General features: G+C 71.9%; 11 protein-coding genes. 4 read left to right on the top strand and 7 right to left on the bottom strand.

The annotated features are described in order from the left end of the window. Positions 1–96: 96 nt before the first annotated feature. Genes ACSLTV_RS05470 through ctaC form a run of 3 tightly spaced genes read right to left on the bottom strand, consistent with a single transcriptional unit; the run spans position 97 to position 3184 of the window. Positions 97–495, bottom strand: coding sequence for a cytochrome c oxidase subunit 4 (locus ACSLTV_RS05470; RefSeq protein ID WP_432135608.1), 399 nt, complete (start codon positions 493–495; stop codon positions 97–99). Then, positions 492–2228, bottom strand: coding sequence for an aa3-type cytochrome oxidase subunit I (gene ctaD, locus ACSLTV_RS05465; protein WP_432135609.1), 1737 nt, complete (start codon positions 2226–2228; stop codon positions 492–494). The genes ACSLTV_RS05470 and ctaD overlap by 4 nt, the downstream gene beginning before the upstream one ends. Further along, positions 2225–3184: an aa3-type cytochrome oxidase subunit II gene (gene ctaC / locus ACSLTV_RS05460; protein ID WP_432135610.1), complete on the bottom strand. Its 960-nt coding sequence runs from the start codon at positions 3182–3184 to the stop codon at positions 2225–2227. Before ctaC ends, ctaD begins: the two co-directional genes overlap by 4 nt. Positions 3185–3470: 286 nt before the next feature. Here ctaC and ACSLTV_RS05455 point away from each other — a divergent pair, with 286 nt between their 5' ends. Then, positions 3471–4847 (top strand): cysteine desulfurase/sulfurtransferase TusA family protein, encoded by a 1377-nt coding sequence (locus tag ACSLTV_RS05455; protein ID WP_435611713.1) that lies wholly within the window; start codon positions 3471–3473, stop codon positions 4845–4847. A gap of 63 nt (positions 4848–4910) precedes the next feature. Here ACSLTV_RS05455 and ACSLTV_RS05450 read toward each other — a convergent pair whose 3' ends face one another. Further along, positions 4911–5885: a carbohydrate kinase family protein gene (locus tag ACSLTV_RS05450; RefSeq protein ID WP_432135612.1), complete on the bottom strand. Its 975-nt coding sequence runs from the start codon at positions 5883–5885 to the stop codon at positions 4911–4913. A 130-nt stretch (positions 5886–6015) separates the two neighbouring features. Between ACSLTV_RS05450 and ACSLTV_RS05445 the strand changes: the two genes are divergently transcribed. Next, positions 6016–6225 (top strand): hypothetical protein, encoded by a 210-nt coding sequence (locus tag ACSLTV_RS05445; protein ID WP_432135613.1) that lies wholly within the window; start codon positions 6016–6018, stop codon positions 6223–6225. A gap of 196 nt (positions 6226–6421) precedes the next feature. Next, entirely contained in the window at positions 6422–8362 is a 1941-nt protein-coding gene (locus ACSLTV_RS05440; RefSeq protein WP_435611712.1) for a hypothetical protein, read from the top strand. Positions 8363–8449: 87 nt separating this feature from the next. Here the strand turns inward: ACSLTV_RS05440 and ACSLTV_RS05435 are convergent, their stop codons facing one another. Further along, on the bottom strand, positions 8450–8806 hold the full coding sequence (locus tag ACSLTV_RS05435) for a HesB/IscA family protein (protein WP_306967610.1): 357 nt from the start codon (positions 8804–8806) through the stop codon (positions 8450–8452). A gap of 243 nt (positions 8807–9049) precedes the next feature. Here ACSLTV_RS05435 and nadA point away from each other — a divergent pair, with 243 nt between their 5' ends. Further along, the gene (gene nadA, locus ACSLTV_RS05430) at positions 9050–10246 is read left to right on the top strand and encodes a quinolinate synthase NadA (protein ID WP_432135615.1); all 1197 of its coding nucleotides are present in this window, start codon (positions 9050–9052) and stop codon (positions 10244–10246) included. Between the two features lie 45 nt (positions 10247–10291). Here the strand turns inward: nadA and ACSLTV_RS05425 are convergent, their stop codons facing one another. Next, positions 10292–12526, bottom strand: a complete 2235-nt coding sequence (locus tag ACSLTV_RS05425; RefSeq protein WP_435611711.1) for a protein kinase domain-containing protein — start codon at positions 12524–12526, stop codon at positions 10292–10294. 89 nt (positions 12527–12615) lie between these two features. Next, on the bottom strand, positions 12616–15753 hold the full coding sequence (locus ACSLTV_RS05420) for an efflux RND transporter permease subunit (protein ID WP_432135617.1): 3138 nt from the start codon (positions 15751–15753) through the stop codon (positions 12616–12618). Between the last annotated feature and the right edge of the window lie 123 nt (positions 15754–15876).

The following is a 15876-nucleotide window of genomic DNA, read 5'->3' as shown; positions in this document are numbered from 1 at the left end:
CGGAGATTACGGCGATCGGACACCCCGGCTGCGGCAAAAGAGGGAGCCCGGACGCTCCTCACGGAGTGTCCGGGCTCCCGCGCGTCGGGGCGCGTGCTACTGGGTGCGGTTCTCACCGCGGTAGTACTCGAAGACCCAGCCCCAGACGCCGATCAGGATGATCGGCGCGGCGAAGTAGAGCAGCCACCAGCCGACCGCCACGCCGAGGAAGGCGAGGGCCCCGCCGACGGCCAGGGACAGCGGCTGCCAGCTGTGCGGGCTGAAGAAGCCCAGCTCGCCGGCGTCGTCCGCGACGTCCGCCTCCTTGTTGTCCTGGGCACCGGTGTCGACCCGCCGGGCGGTGAAGCCCAGGTAGAAGCCGACCATGATGGCCAGGCCGAAGGCCAGGAAGAGGGCGGTGGTACCGGCCGGCTCCTTCGACCAGACGCCGTAGACGATCGCCATGGCGAGGATGAAGACGCTCAGCCAGATGAACATCTTGCCCTGGATCTTCACTTGCCGGCCTCCTTGCTGCCCGCGAGGGCGCTCGCGCCGTGGCCGGCGTGCTCCAGCTGCTCGAGCGCGGCGATCTCAGGGTGGTGCAGGTCGAACGCCGGGGATTCGCTGCGGATCCGCGGCAGGGTGAGGAAGTTGTGCCGCGGGGGCGGGCAGGAGGTCGCCCACTCCAGGGAGCGACCGTAGCCCCACGGGTCGTCGACGCCGACGGGCTTGCCGTACTTGGCGGTCTTCCAGACGTTGTAGAGGAACGGCAGGATCGACAGGCCGAGCACGAACGAGCTGATCGTCGAGATCGTGTTCAGGGCGGTGAAGCCGTCGGCGTGCAGGTAGTCCGCGTACCGGCGGGGCATGCCCTCGGCGCCCAGCCAGTGCTGGACCAGGAAGGTGCCGTGGAAGCCGACGAACAGCGTCCAGAAGGTGATCTTGCCGAGGCGCTCGTCGAGCATCTTGCCGGTCATCTTCGGCCACCAGTAGTGGAAGCCGGAGAACATCGCGAAGACGACGGTTCCGAAGACGACGTAGTGGAAGTGCGCCACCACGAAGTACGAGTCGGAGATGTGGAAGTCCATGGGCGGGGAGGCCAGGATGACGCCGGTCAGGCCGCCGAAGGTGAAGGTGACCAGGAAGCCGGTCGCCCACAGCATCGGTGTCTCGAAGGACAGCGAGCCCTTCCACATCGTGCCGATCCAGTTGAAGAACTTCACGCCGGTCGGGACGGCGATGAGGAACGTCATGAAGGAGAAGAACGGCAGGAGCACGCCGCCGGTGACGTACATGTGGTGCGCCCACACGGTCACGGACAGGCCGGCGATGGCGATGGTCGCCGCGATCAGACCCATGTAGCCGAACATCGGCTTGCGGGAGAAGACCGGGATGACCTCACTGATGATGCCGAAGAACGGCAAGGCGATGATGTACACCTCTGGGTGTCCGAAGAACCAGAAGAGGTGCTGCCACAGCAACGCTCCGCCGTTGGCGGCGTCGAAGACGTGGGCGCCGAACTTGCGGTCCGCCTCCAGGGCGAACAGCGCGGCCGCGAGGACCGGGAAGGCGAGCAGCACCAGGACACCGGTCAGCAGCACGTTCCACACGAAGATCGGCATGCGGAACATCGTCATGCCGGGGGCGCGCATGCAGATGATCGTGGTGATGAAGTTGACCGAGCCGAGGATGGTGCCGAAGCCGGAGAAGGCCAGGCCCATGATCCACATGTCGGCGCCGATGCCCGGCGAACGGACCGCGTCCGACAGCGGGGAGTAGGCGAACCAGCCGAAGTCGGCCGCGCCGTCCGGGGTCAGGAAACCACCGACCGCGACCAGCGAGCCGAACAGGTACAGCCAGTAGGCGAACATGTTCAGCCGCGGGAAGGCCACGTCCGGGGCGCCGATCTGTAGCGGCATGATCCAGTTGGCGAAGCCGGCGAACAGCGGCGTCGCGAACATCAGCAGCATGATCGTGCCGTGCATCGTGAACGCCTGGTTGAACTGCTCGTTCGACATCATCTGCAGGCCCGGGCGGGCCAGCTCGGCGCGCATGAGCAGAGCCATGACGCCGCCGATGACGAAGAACGCGAACGAGGTGACCAGGTACAGCGTTCCGATGGTCTTGTGGTCGGTGGTGGTGAGCCACTTGATGACCACGTTGCCGGGCTGCTTGCGCCGGACCGGCAGCTCGTTCTCGTACGAGTCTTCAGCTGCCGCGGCACCCTGAGGTTCGTTGAGGATGCTCACAGTTGGTTCGTCTCCCGGTTCTTCTCATGGGCGGTCTGCTCGATGCCCGCGGGAACGTAACCGGTCTGCCCCTTCTTGGCGAGGTCCTTGAGGTGCTGCTCGTAGCGCTCGGGGGAGACGACCTTCACGTTGAACAGCATCCGGGAGTGGTCGACGCCGCAGAGCTCGGCGCACTTGCCCATGAAGGTGCCCTGCTTGTTCGGGGTCACCTGGAAGGCGTTGGTGTGGCCCGGGATGACGTCCTGCTTCATCAGGAACGGCACCACCCAGAAGGAGTGGATGACGTCACGGGAGGTGAGGACGAAGCGGACCGTCTTGCCCTCGGGGAGCCAGAGCGTCGGACCGGGGTTGCCGGTCTGCGGGTTCCGCTCACCGGGGGTGCCGCAGGTGTACACACCGCCGGCGTTGTCCGGGAACTCCTTCGTGTACCGGTCCGGGATCGCGGACAGGTTCTCGTCGGTCTTCGCGTCCCCGGTGGAACCGTCGACGTTCTCGATGTAGTTGAAGCACCAGCTCCACTGGAAGCCGACCACGTTGACCGTGACGTCCGGCTTCTTCGACATGTCGAGGAGCTTGGACTCGTCGCGGGCCGTGAAGTAGAAGAGCACCGAGACGATGATGATCGGTACCACCGTGTACAGCGCCTCGATGGGCATGTTGTACCGGGTCTGCGGAGGTACCTCGACCTTGGTGCGGCTGCGCCGGTGGAAGAAAGCACTCCACAGGATCAGGCCCCACACCAGCACGCCGACGGCGAGCGCGGCAGCCCAGGAGCCCTGCCACAGGGAGAGGATCCGCGGAGCCTCTTCGGTGGTGGGGGTGGGCATACCAAGGCGGGGGAAGTCCTTGTATGTGCAACCGGTCGCGGTCGCCAGGACCAGGCCCGCGGTCAGTGCCTGCAGCAGCTTCCGCCGCATCGGGCGCCGCGGCGAGCGGTCGGAGCCGTTGGGACTCACGTAGCGCCTTCCCGAGAGTCTCGCCCGCGCTGTACGGCTGCGGCCTGGCCTTCTCGCTGGTCGGTCGCCGCCCCGCGTCGGGCAGGGGTTTGATGTTTATGCGGACCAAACCCTAGCCGACGCCCTGTCGGCGTTCGCGGGGAGGGGTGCCTACTGGCTCGGGTGGTTCGCTGGATTGGCGGCGGCGGGCTCATCGGGCCTTGTCGCACCCCGCGTCGGGGCCGCGACCGGGCGGCGCCCGGCGCCCCCGGGGCCGGCCGTCGGAGCGGAGTTCTACCGTTGCCGTATGGCCTACTTCGACGCTGCCTCCGCCGTTCCTCTCCATCCCGTCGCCCGTCAGGCGCTGTTGGCCGCGCTGGAGGACGGATGGGCGGACCCCGCGCGGCTGTACCGGGAGGGGCGCAAGGCGCGGATGCTGCTGGACGCCGCCCGGGAGGCGGCGGCGGACGCGGTGGGGTGCCGGGCCGACGAGGTGGTGTTCACGTCGTCGGGGACGCGGTCCGTGCACCGGGGGATCGCGGGGGCGCTGGCCGGCCGAGGGCGCGTCGGACGTCACCTGATCGTGTCGTCCGTCGAACACAGCTCGGTGCTCCATTCGGCCGACGCGCACGAGGCGGACGGCGGGACGGTGACCCGGGTGCCCGTGGACCGCGGGGGTCTGGTGAGCGCCGAGGCGTACGCCGAGGCGCTGCGGGCGGACACCGCGCTGGCCTGTCTGCAGTCGGCCAACCACGAGGTGGGTACCGAGCAGCCGGTGGCGGCGGTCGCGGAGGTGTGCCGGGCGGCCGGCGTTCCGCTCTTCGTGGACGCGGCGCAGTCGCTCGGCTGGGGGCCGGTCGAGGGGCCGTGGTCGGTGCTGGCGGGCAGCGCCCACAAGTGGGGCGGCCCGTCGGGTGTGGGGCTGCTGGTGGTGCGCAAGGGGGTGCGGTTCGCTCCGCGGGGGCCGGCGGACGAGCGGGAGTCGGGCCGGGAGCCCGGCTTCGAGAACCTCCCGGCGATCGTCGCCGCGGTGGCGTCCCTGCGGGCCGTACGGGCGGAGGCCGCGGCGGAGGCCGAGCGGCTGCGGGAGCTGACGGGGCGGATCCGGGCGCGGGTCGCGGCCCTCGTCCCCGATGCGGAGGTGGTCGGGGATCCCGAGCAGCGGCTGCCGGGGATCGTCACGTTCTCCTGTCTCTATGTCGACGGGGAGACGCTGCTGCACGAGCTGGACCGGGAGGGCTTCTCCGTCTCCTCCGGATCGTCCTGCACGAGCAGCACGCTGACCCCCAGCCATGTGCTCAGGGCGATGGGGGTGCTGAGCGAGGGGAACGTCCGGGTGTCCCTGCCCGCGGGGGCCGCCGAACAGGACGTCGAACGGTTCCTGGAGGTGCTGCCCGGGGTGGTGGCCGGGGTCCGGGACAAGCTCGGGGCTCCGGCGCCGGTGGCCGAGGTCCGCGAGGACGGGATGGTGGTGGACGCGCTGGGCAAGCGGTGCCCGGTCCCCGTCATCGAGCTGGCGAAGGTGTTCGGCGACGTACCGGTGGGCGGCCTGGTGCGGGTGCTGGCCGACGACGAGGCCGCACGGCTGGACATCCCGGCGTGGTGCGAGATGCGGGGCCAGGAGTACGTCGGCGAGGAGCCGGCGCGAGGAGGAACGGCGTACGTGGTCCGCCGGACGAGCTGACCAGCCCGGGGCGCGGGGAGCTGCGCGACCAGCCCCCGCGCTCCCGCACCGGACCGGCCGGCCTCAGCCCAGGTGCGCCCGGACCTCCTGCGCCGCCTCGTCCCCGTACGCCTTCGTGAACCGCTCCATGAAGTGTCCCCGCCGCAGCTGGTACTCCTGGGTGCCCACCGTCTCGATGACGAGGGTGGCCAGCATGCAGCCGATCTGCGCGGCCCGCTCCAGCGAGACGCCCCAGGCCAGCGCGGACAGGAATCCCGCGCGGAAGGCATCGCCGACGCCGGTGGGGTCGGCCTTGCGCTCCTCGTCCGGGCAGCCGACCTCGATCGGGTCCTGGCCGGCCCGCTCGACGCGGACACCGCGGGCGCCGAGGGTGGTCACCCGATGGCCGACCTTGGCGAGGATCTCGTCGTCCGACAGGCCGGTCTTGGTCTGGATGAGCCCCTTCTCGTACTCGTTGGAGAAGAGGTAGGTGGCGCCGTCCAGGAGGATGCTGATCTCCTCGCCGCTCATCCGGGCGATCTGCTGGGAGAAGTCGGCGGCGAAGGGGATCCCGCGGGAGCGGCACTCCTCGGTGTGGCGGAGCATCGCCTCGGGGTCGTCGGCGCCGATCAGGACCAGGTCCAGGCCGCCCACCCGGTCGGCGACGGTCTTGAGCTCGATCTGGCGGGCCTCGCTCATCGCGCCGGTGTAGAAGGAGCCGATCTGGTTGTGGTCGGCGTCCGTGGTGCAGACGAAGCGGGCGGTGTGCAGCGTCTCGGAGATGCGGACCGAGGCGGTGTCGACGCCGTGGCGCTCCAGCCAGGCCCGGTACTCGTCGAAGTCGAAGCCGGCGGCGCCTACCAGGATCGGCCGGGTGCCGAGCTGGCCCATGCCGAAGGCGATGTTCGCGCCGACGCCGCCCCGGCGTACGTCCAGGTTGTCGACGAGGAAGGAGAGCGAGACCGTGTGCAGTTGGTCCGCGACGAGCTGGTCGGCGAAGCGGCCGGGGAACGTCATGAGGTGGTCGGTGGCGATGGAGCCGGTGACTGCGATGCGCACGGCGTGGACTCTCCTGTGTGGAGGGGGATTGACAGTTCACGCTACCGGGTCGGCGAGGGCTACAGAAGCAGTGGAAACTACCCGATAGTAGATCTTTCTTCGCGGACTCGTCCGTGCCTACGGTGCCGCTATGACGATCCTTGAGGCTGCCTCCGACACCCCCGCCGACCACGAGGTGGACCTCGCCTCGCTGCGGGGTGACTGCGCTCGTATGGTCCCGCACTGGGCGGCCCCGGAGCGGACCGCCGCGCGGCCGGTGCCGCTGTCCCTCCTGCACGGCGTGACGGTCCCGGCGCGTTCGGCGCGGCTGCTGGCGGCCATGCCGGAGTACGGCAACTGACGGCGAGCGGGTGCGGGGGCGCTTCGGGCGCTTCTCACGCTCCGGGCGCCGCTGAAGGGAACCGCGCGCTCCCCCGCTGCGTCCCATCGCTGTCCCCCGTAGGGGGGATGCGGGGTACGACCCTCCCGGCGGTCCTTGGTGGCCGTGCGGGGCGGGTCGACCGCCGGGACAGCTGTGCGGCCGAAGGAGCGATGCGGTGAACACCGAGCGACCCGACCACGACGACGCCGCGAGGGAGACCGACGGCGCGGCGGAGCCCGTGACGAAGGGTTCTCCGGGGCAGGGCTCCGCCGGGGAGGAGCAGGCCGCCCCGGTGGAGCGGGAGACGTCCGCCGGGGAGGCCGGCCCCCCGGAGGGCGAGGCGGACGCCGTGCCCGGCGAGCCGGAGGACGGGACCCCGCCGGCCGCCGAGCGCGACGACGCCGGAGCACCCCCCGCCGCCGAGCGCGACGACGCCGGAGCACCCCCCGCCCCCGAGCCCGACGAGGCCGCCCCACCTGTGGCCGCCGAGCCCGGCCGGGACAGCGATGCGCCGGCCGAGCCGGACGGTGACACCACGTCCGGGAGCGCCTCCGCGGCCGGTCGGCCCGGCGAGACCTCACCGGCCGCCGCCCGCCCCGCGGACCCGGCGGACGCGCCGGCCGGGCGGCACAGGTCGCGGCTGATGGTGGGGATGGTCGCCGTCGCCGTGATGGTGGTGGGCGGTGGCGGGGCGTACCTGGCCGCCGGCGCGGGCGGCGGGGGCGGTCACGGCGGTGTCGGTGCGCCCTCCGCCCAGGGGACGCCTCCGGTGCTGGCGCTGGACGGGTACGCCGCCGGAGCCGGGGAGAGCGGCAACGGCATCGCGCCGGGCGAGCCGAATCCCTACGGCGTGGTGTACGAGGCCGACGGCACGCTGCCCGAGGGCCCGGAGTCGGCCGTCGTGCGGTGGGCGCGGGGTGAGGTGGGCAAGGACGCCGTGGCGCGGCTCGCGAAGGCGCTCGGGGTGACCGGGACCCCGGTCGCGGCCGGTGACGTGTGGCGGGTCGGCGGGGACGGCGGGGACCGGGACGGTTCCGGGCCCGTGCTGCGGGTGAACCGGCAGGCCCCGGGGATGTGGACGTTCAGCCGGTACGCGCCGGGCTCGGACAACTGCTCCCGCAAGGCCACCGCCTGTCCCGCCGAGCCCTCCCTCGCCCAGGGTGGCGACCCGATCGGCGAGAGCGCCGCGATCGCGGCGGCCGCGCCGGTGCTGAAGGCGGTCGGCCAGGACGACGCCAAGGTGGACGCGAGCCAGGTGATGGGCGCCGAACGGGTGGTCAACGCCGATCCGGTGTTCGGCGGGCTGCCCACCTACGGCTGGACCACCGGCGTCATCGTCGACGCGCGCGGCGAGGTCGTCGGCGGGAACGGGCGGCTGACCGAGCCCGTGGCCGGTGCGGCCTACCCCGTGCTCAGCGCCCGGGAGACCCTGGACCTGATGAACTCCGCGCCGGGCACGGAGCACCGCATGGGCATCGGCGGCTGTGCCAGCGCCGTGCCGCAGGAGGACCGGCTGGAGAGTCCCTGCGGGCGTTCGGGCGGGGGGCCGCACCGGGAGACGGTCACGGTGGAGGGCGCGGTTCTCGGCCTGGCCCCGCGGAGCAGCGGCGGCCGGCCGGTGCTGGTGCCGTCGTGGCTGTTCACCGCACGCACCCAGGGAGCGGCGGAGACCTACACGGTGACGCACCCGGCCGTCGACCCGGCGTACCTGGCCCCGGCGACGGCGAGCGCCACTCCCCCGCCGGGTGTCCCGACCGCGCCGCCCAGCCCCCGGCCCACCGGTCCCGGTGCCGGGTCCACGGCGCCGGACGGGACGCGGACGGTGGACGTGGAGGCGTACACGGCCGACGGTTCGGAGCTGACCGTCCGGTTCACCGCCGGGGTGTGCGCCGACTACACGGTGAGCGCGGCCGAGAGCGCGGACCGGGTGGCGGTCACGGTCACCGCGAAGCCCTGGCCGGACAAGGTGTGCATCATGATCGCCAAGACGTACCACCGGACGGTACGGCTGGACCGGCCGCTCGGCGACCGGACGGTCGTGGGCGCGGACGGCCAGGAGGTCCCGCTGGAGAAGCCGGGAGCCCGGCTGCCGGAGACGGCCGACCCGCCGCGGTGACCCTTTCGCCGGACACACGGAAGGCGGCGGCCCCGATCCCGGGTGCCGCCGCCTTCCGTGTGTCCGGCGTGTGTGCCGTGCCGCGGCTCAGCTGAAGGAGTCGCCGCAGGCGCAGGAGCCGGTCGCGTTCGGGTTGTCGATCGTGAAGCCCTGCTTCTCGATGGTGTCCACGAAGTCGATCGTGGCACCGCCCAGGTACGGAGCGCTCATGCGGTCGGTGACGACCTTGACCCCGCCGAAGTCCTTCTCCACGTCACCGTCGAGGGAGCGCTCGTCGAAGAACAGCTGGTAGCGCAGGCCGGAGCAGCCACCGGGCTGGACGGCGACCCGCAGCGCGAGGTCCTCGCGGCCTTCCTGGTCGAGCAGCGCCTTGACCTTGGACGCGGCGGCGTCGGTCAGGATGATGCCGTCGGTGACGGTGCTGGTCTCGTCCGATACGGACATCTACATCTCTCCCGGGTTGTACGGAGACTGCTTGCCGACGGTTGCAACCGGCAAGGCCGCGGATTCATTCCGGGCCGGGCGCCTGTCTTTCGGCTCCTCCTTCATGCTCGCACATGCCCCCGGAAGCGGAAAACGACTCATCGGGATTCACGTCACATCGACGCTATGGCCATCGTCAAAGTGACGTGAACCGGGTTATGATATATAGCGTCAGTTCGACGAAAAGTAGAAAGGGTGCGTGCCGTGACCACCGCCCAGACCCCGGAGCTCGACGTACAGCCGACTCCGCTCGCCCTGCTGCTCCTCGGCCGCGAGGCCGACCCGAAGAGCGAGCGCGGCGTCGAGTGCCCCGGTGACCTGCCGTCCCCCTCCGACCCGGACCTGGTGGAGCGCGCCCGCGCCGCCAAGGAGAAGCTGGGCGACAAGGTCTTCGTGCTCGGCCACCATTACCAGCGCGACGAGGTCATCCAGTTCGCCGATGTCACGGGCGACTCCTTCAAGCTGGCCCGGGACGCGGCCGCCCGCCCGGAGGCCGAGTACATCGTCTTCTGCGGCGTCCACTTCATGGCCGAGTCCGCCGACATCCTGACCTCCGACGAACAGAAGGTGGTCCTGCCGGACCTGGCCGCCGGGTGCTCCATGGCCGACATGGCCACCGCCGAGCAGGTCGCCGAGTGCTGGGACGTGCTGACCGAGGCCGGCGTCGCCGAGCAGGTCGTGCCCGTCTCGTACATGAACTCCTCCGCGGACATCAAGGCGTTCACGGGCAGGCACGGCGGCACCATCTGCACCTCGTCCAACGCGCGGCGGGCGCTGGAATGGGCGTTCCAGCAGGGTGGGTCCTCGTCGACGAAGGTCCTGTTCCTGCCGGACCAGCACCTCGGCCGCAACACCGCCGTCCGCGACCTGGGCATGTCCCTCGACGACTGCGTGGTCTACAACCCGCACAAGCCGAACGGCGGGCTGACCGCCGAAGAGCTGCGCGCCGCGAAGATGATCCTGTGGCGCGGCCACTGCTCGGTGCACGGCCGCTTCAACCTGGACTCCGTCAGGGACGTGCGGGAACGCATCCCGGGCGTGAACGTGCTGGTGCACCCCGAGTGCAAGCACGAGGTCGTCGCCGCCGCGGACCACGTCGGCTCGACCGAGTACATCATCAAGACCCTGGAGGCCGCGCCGGCCGGTTCCAAGTGGGCCATCGGCACGGAGCTGAACCTGGTCCGCCGGCTGGCGAACCGTTTCGCGCCCGAGGGCAAGGAGGTCGTCTTCCTCGACCGCACGGTGTGCTTCTGCTCGACGATGAACCGCATCGACCTGCCGCACCTGGTGTGGACGCTGGAGTCGCTGGCCGAGGGCGAACTCGTCAACCGCATCCAGGTCGACCGGGAGACCGAGGCCTTCGCCAAGCTGGCCCTGGAGCGGATGCTGGCGCTGCCGTAGCCCCGCCCCGCTCCCCCGTCCCGTGCTCCGGCGCCGGCGTGACGCTCACGCCGGCGCCGGCTGCCGTCCGGGGTGGGCCGGGTCGAGCGAGAACAGGCTGCCGCCCGGGGTGGCCACGATCACGGCACCCTCGTGGAGCAGCACACGGGACCAGCCACTGGTGCCCATGGCGTCGGTGCGGGGGGCGGCGGACTCCCACAGCACCTCGCCCGTGCGGGTGTCCAGGGCGCCCACCCGGCCGCCCGCCGTGGCCAGGTAGAGCACTCCGGCGCGCGGGTCGACCGCCGGCGAGCCCGGCGCCTCCAGGGTGGTCGGGGTCTGCCACAGCTGTCGGCCGGTCCGGGCCGACACCGCCGTGACCCGGCCCGCGTGAGAGGTGAAGTACAGGGTGCCGTCGGCGTACAGCGAGTCCCCGGAGTAGCGCGCGGCCAGGGGCGTCGCCGTGCGCTCGCCGCTGTCCGGGTCGATCAGCACCACCCCGGTGTACTGCATGCCGCCGCCCGACCGGTCCTCCACCCAGGACGCGAACAGCAGCCTGCCGCCGAGCCGGCCGAGGAAGTCGCCGTCGGCCGCGGTCACGGGCAGCCGCCGGGCCTTGCCGTCGGCCGGGTCCAGCGCGAGCAGCTGCGCGGCGTCGGAGTTCTCGTCCCTCGTCACGCAGTCGACGTAGGGGCTGCCGTCCACGTCGCGGTAGGAGCAGTAGTGGTTCGCGGGCAGCGGCGCCTTCCACCGCACGGCGCCGTCCCGGGGCGAGCGGGCGACCACCGTGTCGCCGCCGTCCTCCGTGACCAGGACGAGCCCCGCGGACAGGAGCGTGTCGGCGTACTCGGCGGCCACCCGGTGCGACCAGAGCCGGGACCCGCTCGCGGTGTCGAGCGCGGTCACGGTCACCTCGTCGTAGTCGCCGTCGGGGCCGGTGACGCTCTCCTGGACGACCGCCGCGCCGTCGGACACCCCGAGCAGTGCCGTGGTGTACGAGCCGCGCGCGACGCCCTTGCGGGCGATGTCGGCCCGCCAGACGGTGGCGCCGGTGCGCCCGTCGAGGCGCACCGGGAGGGTGCCGTTGCCGGCGCAGTACACGTCCCCGTCGCTGAGCCGGCAGTCCGGGTAGCCGGTGTCGGAGCCCGCGGAACCGCCCAGCGGCCGCTCGGCGCCCCGCCCGGCGGTCTCGAACAGGGTGGTCTGCCAGGGCCGCCAGCCCTCGGGGAGGCTCCGCCAGCGGGACGCCGCCGAGGGGCGCGGGGAGTCCGCCGCCGGCCCGGCGGCGTCGCCGCCGCGCGCCGGGCCCAGGAGGTAGGCGGTGAGCGCCACGGCCAGGACCCCGGCCGCGGCGGCCACGAGGGCCGGCAGCCGGGTGCGCCGCCGGCGCGGTTCCGGCCCGGGGGCGCCCGCGCCGGCGGCGGTGGGGGTGCGCGGCGGCTCCGGGGCCGGGGGCAGCCGCAGCGTCACCGTGGAAGGGTCGCCGGGGTCCGGCTCCGGCAGGACGGCGGCGAACTCCCCGGCGAGCTCGTCCAGCGAGGGCCGGGCGGCGGCCTCCTTGGCCAGGCAGCGGGCCAGCAGCCCGCGCAGCGGCTCCGCCACCGCGTCCAGCGCCGGTTCCTCGGTCATCACCCGGTACGCCGTCAGATAAGGGCTGTCCGCGTCGAAGGGGCCGTGCCCGGTGACGGCGTAGACCAGCAGCGCCCCGAGGGAGAAGACGTCGGAAGCGGGGCCCACCGAGCGGGCGTCGGTGAACTGCTCCGGGGACATGAAGGGTGGGGTGCCGATCATGTGGCCGGTCTCGGTCAGGGTCTGGTTCTCGGCGGCCCGGGAGATCCCGAAGTCGATGACGCGCGGCCCGTCGTCGGCCATCAGGACGTTGGCCGGCTTCAGATCCCGGTGGACGACGCCGGCGCGGTGGATGTCGCGCAGCGCCTCCACCAGCCCGAGCACCAGTCGCCGCAGCTCGGCGCCGCGCAGCGGGCCGGTGGCGCGGATGCGTTCGGCGAGCGAGGGCGCCGGCACGTACTGGGTGGCCATCCAGGGCCGTACGGCCTCCGGGTCGGCGTCCACGACGGGGGCGGTGAAGGCGCCGCTGACCTTGCGGACGGCGGCGATCTCCTGCCGGAAGCGGGCGCGGAAGACCGGGTTCTCCGCGTACTGGGCGTGGACCAGCTTCACGGCGACCTCGCGCCCGGATCTGGCTCTCGCCCGGTAGACGACCCCCATGCCGCCGGCGCCGAGCCGGTCGACGATCCGGTATCCGCCCAGTGATCTGGGGTCGTCCTTGTGCAGTGGCACCGCCCCGGTCCCCTTCCCCCGAAGAGCAGTCGCGAGCCCCAAGGATATGGGGGCGCGGGAGGGGGGAGGGGACGGGGCGGTCGGCCGGGTCAGACCCCGGCCGGTTCCGGCTCTCCGGAGGTCTCGTCCGCGTCGGCCGTGCCGTCGGCCGGCCGGTCGCCGCCGCCCTTCTTCGCGGCCCGCTTCCTGGCGCGGCGCTCCTTGCGCAGTTCCAGCACGGCGTAGAGGGTCGGGACCAGCAGGAGGGTCAGCAGGGTCGAGGTGATCAGGCCGCCGATCACCACCACGGCCAGCGGCTGGGCGATGAAGCCGCCCTCACCGGTGACGCCGAGGGCCATCGGGAGCAGGGCGAAGATCGTCGCCAGTGCCGTCATCAGGATCGGGCGCAGCCGGTGCCGGCCTCCCTCGACGACGGCCTCCACGACGCCGTACCCCTGCCGCCGGTACTGGTTGATCAGGTCGATCAGCACGATCGCGTTGGTGACCACGATGCCGATCAGCATCAGCATGCCGATCATCGCGGGAACGCCCATCGGGGTGCCGGTGGCGACCAGCAGGCCGATCGCGCCGGTCGCCGCGAACGGGATCGACACCAGCAGGATCAGCGGCTGGGCCAGCGACCGGAAGGTCGCCACCAGCAGCATGAAGACGATCGCGATCGCGGCGAGCATCGCCAGGCCGAGGTTCTTGAACGCGTCGTCCTGGTCGGAGGTGACCCCGCCGATCTCCGCCCGCGCGCCGGCCGGCAGCTTCAGGGCCTTGATCTTCGCCTGCAGCTTGGTGCTCACCGCGCCGGTGTTGTCGCCGGTCGGCTTGGCGGTGACGGTCGCCGCGCGCTGCCCGTCGATCCGGGTCATGGAGACCGGGCCGTCGACCAGCTCTACGGTGGCGATGTCGCCGAGCCGCACCGGGCCGAGCGGCAGGTTCCGCAGTTCCTGGAGGGTCGTCGCGGGCGTGGCCGACTTGATGACGATGTCGCGCTCGGTGTCGTCCAGTGTCGCCTTGGCGACCGGAGTGCCGCGCACGGCCCGGGCGACCGCCATGCCGAGGCTCTGGTCGTCGAACCCGGCCGCGGCGGCCTTGCCGTTGGCCCGGACCGACACCCGCGGCACGCTCTGCGAGAGGTCGCTGGTGACGTCGGTGACGTGGTCGAGGCCCGCCACGGCCTCGCGGACCTGCTCGGCCGCCGTGCGCAGCACCTTCTCGTCGGCCGCCTTGACGACCACGCTGAGGTCCTGGTTGCCGAAGCCGTCACCGGCGGCCACCGTGGTGGTGCCGATGCCGTCGAGCTTCTCCAGGCCGGCCTCGATGCGGTCCTGGACGTCCTCGTAGGACGCCGAGTCCTCCAGCATGACCTGGTACGACGCCTGGTTGCTGTCGGTGCCGCCGCCGAAGGCGGCCATGAAGCCGGAGGATCCGACGGTGACCTGGTAGTCCTTCACGCCCTCGGTGCCGGCCAGCAGCCGCTCGACCTTGCGGGCCTGGACGTCGGTCGCGGCCAGGCTGGTGCCCGGCGCCAGCTCCTGCTTGACGGTCAGCACCTGCTGGTCGCCCGGGTCGAAGAAGTTCGTCTTCAGCAGGGGCGCCATGCCGAACGTGCCGACCAGGACGACGACCGCGAGGGCCACGCTGGTCAGGCGGCGCCGGGTGGCGAAGCGCAGGACGGGCACGTAGACGCGCTGCAGGCGGCTGCCGGCCTCCTTCTCCTCGGCCCTGCGGCGTGCCTCGGCCGCGTCGGCCGGGGTGCCCTTCGGGGCGCGCAGGAACCAGTACGACAGCACCGGGACGACGGTCAGCGACACCAGCAGGGACGCCAGCAGCGCCGCGGTGACGGTGAGGCTGAACGCGCCGAACAGGGCGCCCACCATGCCGCCGACCAGGCCGATCGGCAGGAACACGGCGACCGTGGTCAGGGTGGAGGAGGTCACCGCACCGGAGACCTCGCGCACGGCCGTGAGGATCGCGCTGTGGCGCTCCTCGCCGTAGCCGAGGTGGCGCTTGATGTTCTCCAGGACGACGATCGAGTCGTCGACGACCCGGCCGATCGCGATGGTCAGCGCGCCCAGCGTGAGCATGTTCAGGGACAGGTCGCGGGTCCACAGGACGATCAGCGCGAGGACGACCGACAGCGGGATGGACACCGCGGTCACCAGCGTGGAGCGGATCGACGCCAGGAAGACCAGGATGACGAGGACCGCGAAGAGCAGGCCGAGCCCGCCCTCGGTGGTCAGGCCCTCGATGGCCTTGGAGACGGCGGGTCCCTGGTCGCTGACGACGGTCAGCTCGGCGCCCGAGCCGAGGTCGGCGCGCAGGCCGGGCAGCTTGTCCTCGACGGCCTCGGAGATCGCGACCGCGCTGCCGTCGTGGTCCATGGTGACCATCACGGCGAGGCTGGGCTTGCCGTCGGTGCGGGTGAGGGAGTCGGCCGGGGCCTCCTCCTGCTTGACGGCGGCCACGTCGCCGAGGCGGACCGGGCGCTTGCCGTCGGGGCCGCGGACGGCCAGGTTCTGGATCTGGGCCACGGAGGTGAAGCCGCCGCCGACCCGGACGGTGCGGTTGCTGCCGGCCTCGTCGAAGGAGCCGGCCGCGACGGTCGCGCCGCCCGCCTGGAGGGCCTGGGTGAGGCTCTGGCCGCTCAGGCCGGCCTTCGCCAGCTTGCCGTCGTCCGGGGTGACGGAGACCTGGAGGTCGCGGACGCCGGTGACGGTGACCTGGCCGACGCCGTCGATGTCCTTCAGCGCCGGTACGACGGTGGAGTCGAGCTGGTCGGCCAGCGCCTGCTGGTCCTTGTCCGACGTGACGGCGAGGACGACGGTCGGCATGTCGTCGGTGGAACCGGCGATCACCTGCGGGTCGACGCCGTCCGGGAGCCGCACCCGGGCCCGGTTGACGGCCTGTTGGACGTCGGCGACCAGCTGCTGGGTGTCGTTGCCGTAGTCGAAGGACGCGATGATCAGCGCGTTGCCCTCGCTCGCCGTGGAGGTGACGCCGGTGATGCCGTCGACGCCGTCGAGGTTGTCCTCGATCGGCTCGATGATCTGCTTCTCGACGACGTCCGGGGAGGCGCCCTGGTACGGCGCGACCACCGACACCATGGGCAGTTCGATGGTGGGCAGCAACTGCTGTTTGAGCTGGGGTATCGCGATCGCCCCGAACACGATCGCGATGAGGGACATCAGGCCTATGAGGGCCCGTTGCGCGAGGCTGAACCTCGACAGCCAGGACATGGATCAGGTCTCTCTTCTGGGAGCGGCAGAAGCGGGCGGACGTGTGGTCCTCCACCCTGTTCCATCCCACGATCATGATTCGTAGGCCCCAGGTCCATTTCTTTATGCCTCGCATACTCCGCG

This window comes from Streptomyces sp. bgisy159 (assembly GCF_965341775.1).
Taxonomy (GTDB): Bacteria; Actinomycetota; Actinomycetes; order Streptomycetales; family Streptomycetaceae; genus Streptomyces.
Note: the sequence above shows the minus strand (reverse complement) of the source record. Positions and strands in the feature narration are given on the sequence as shown.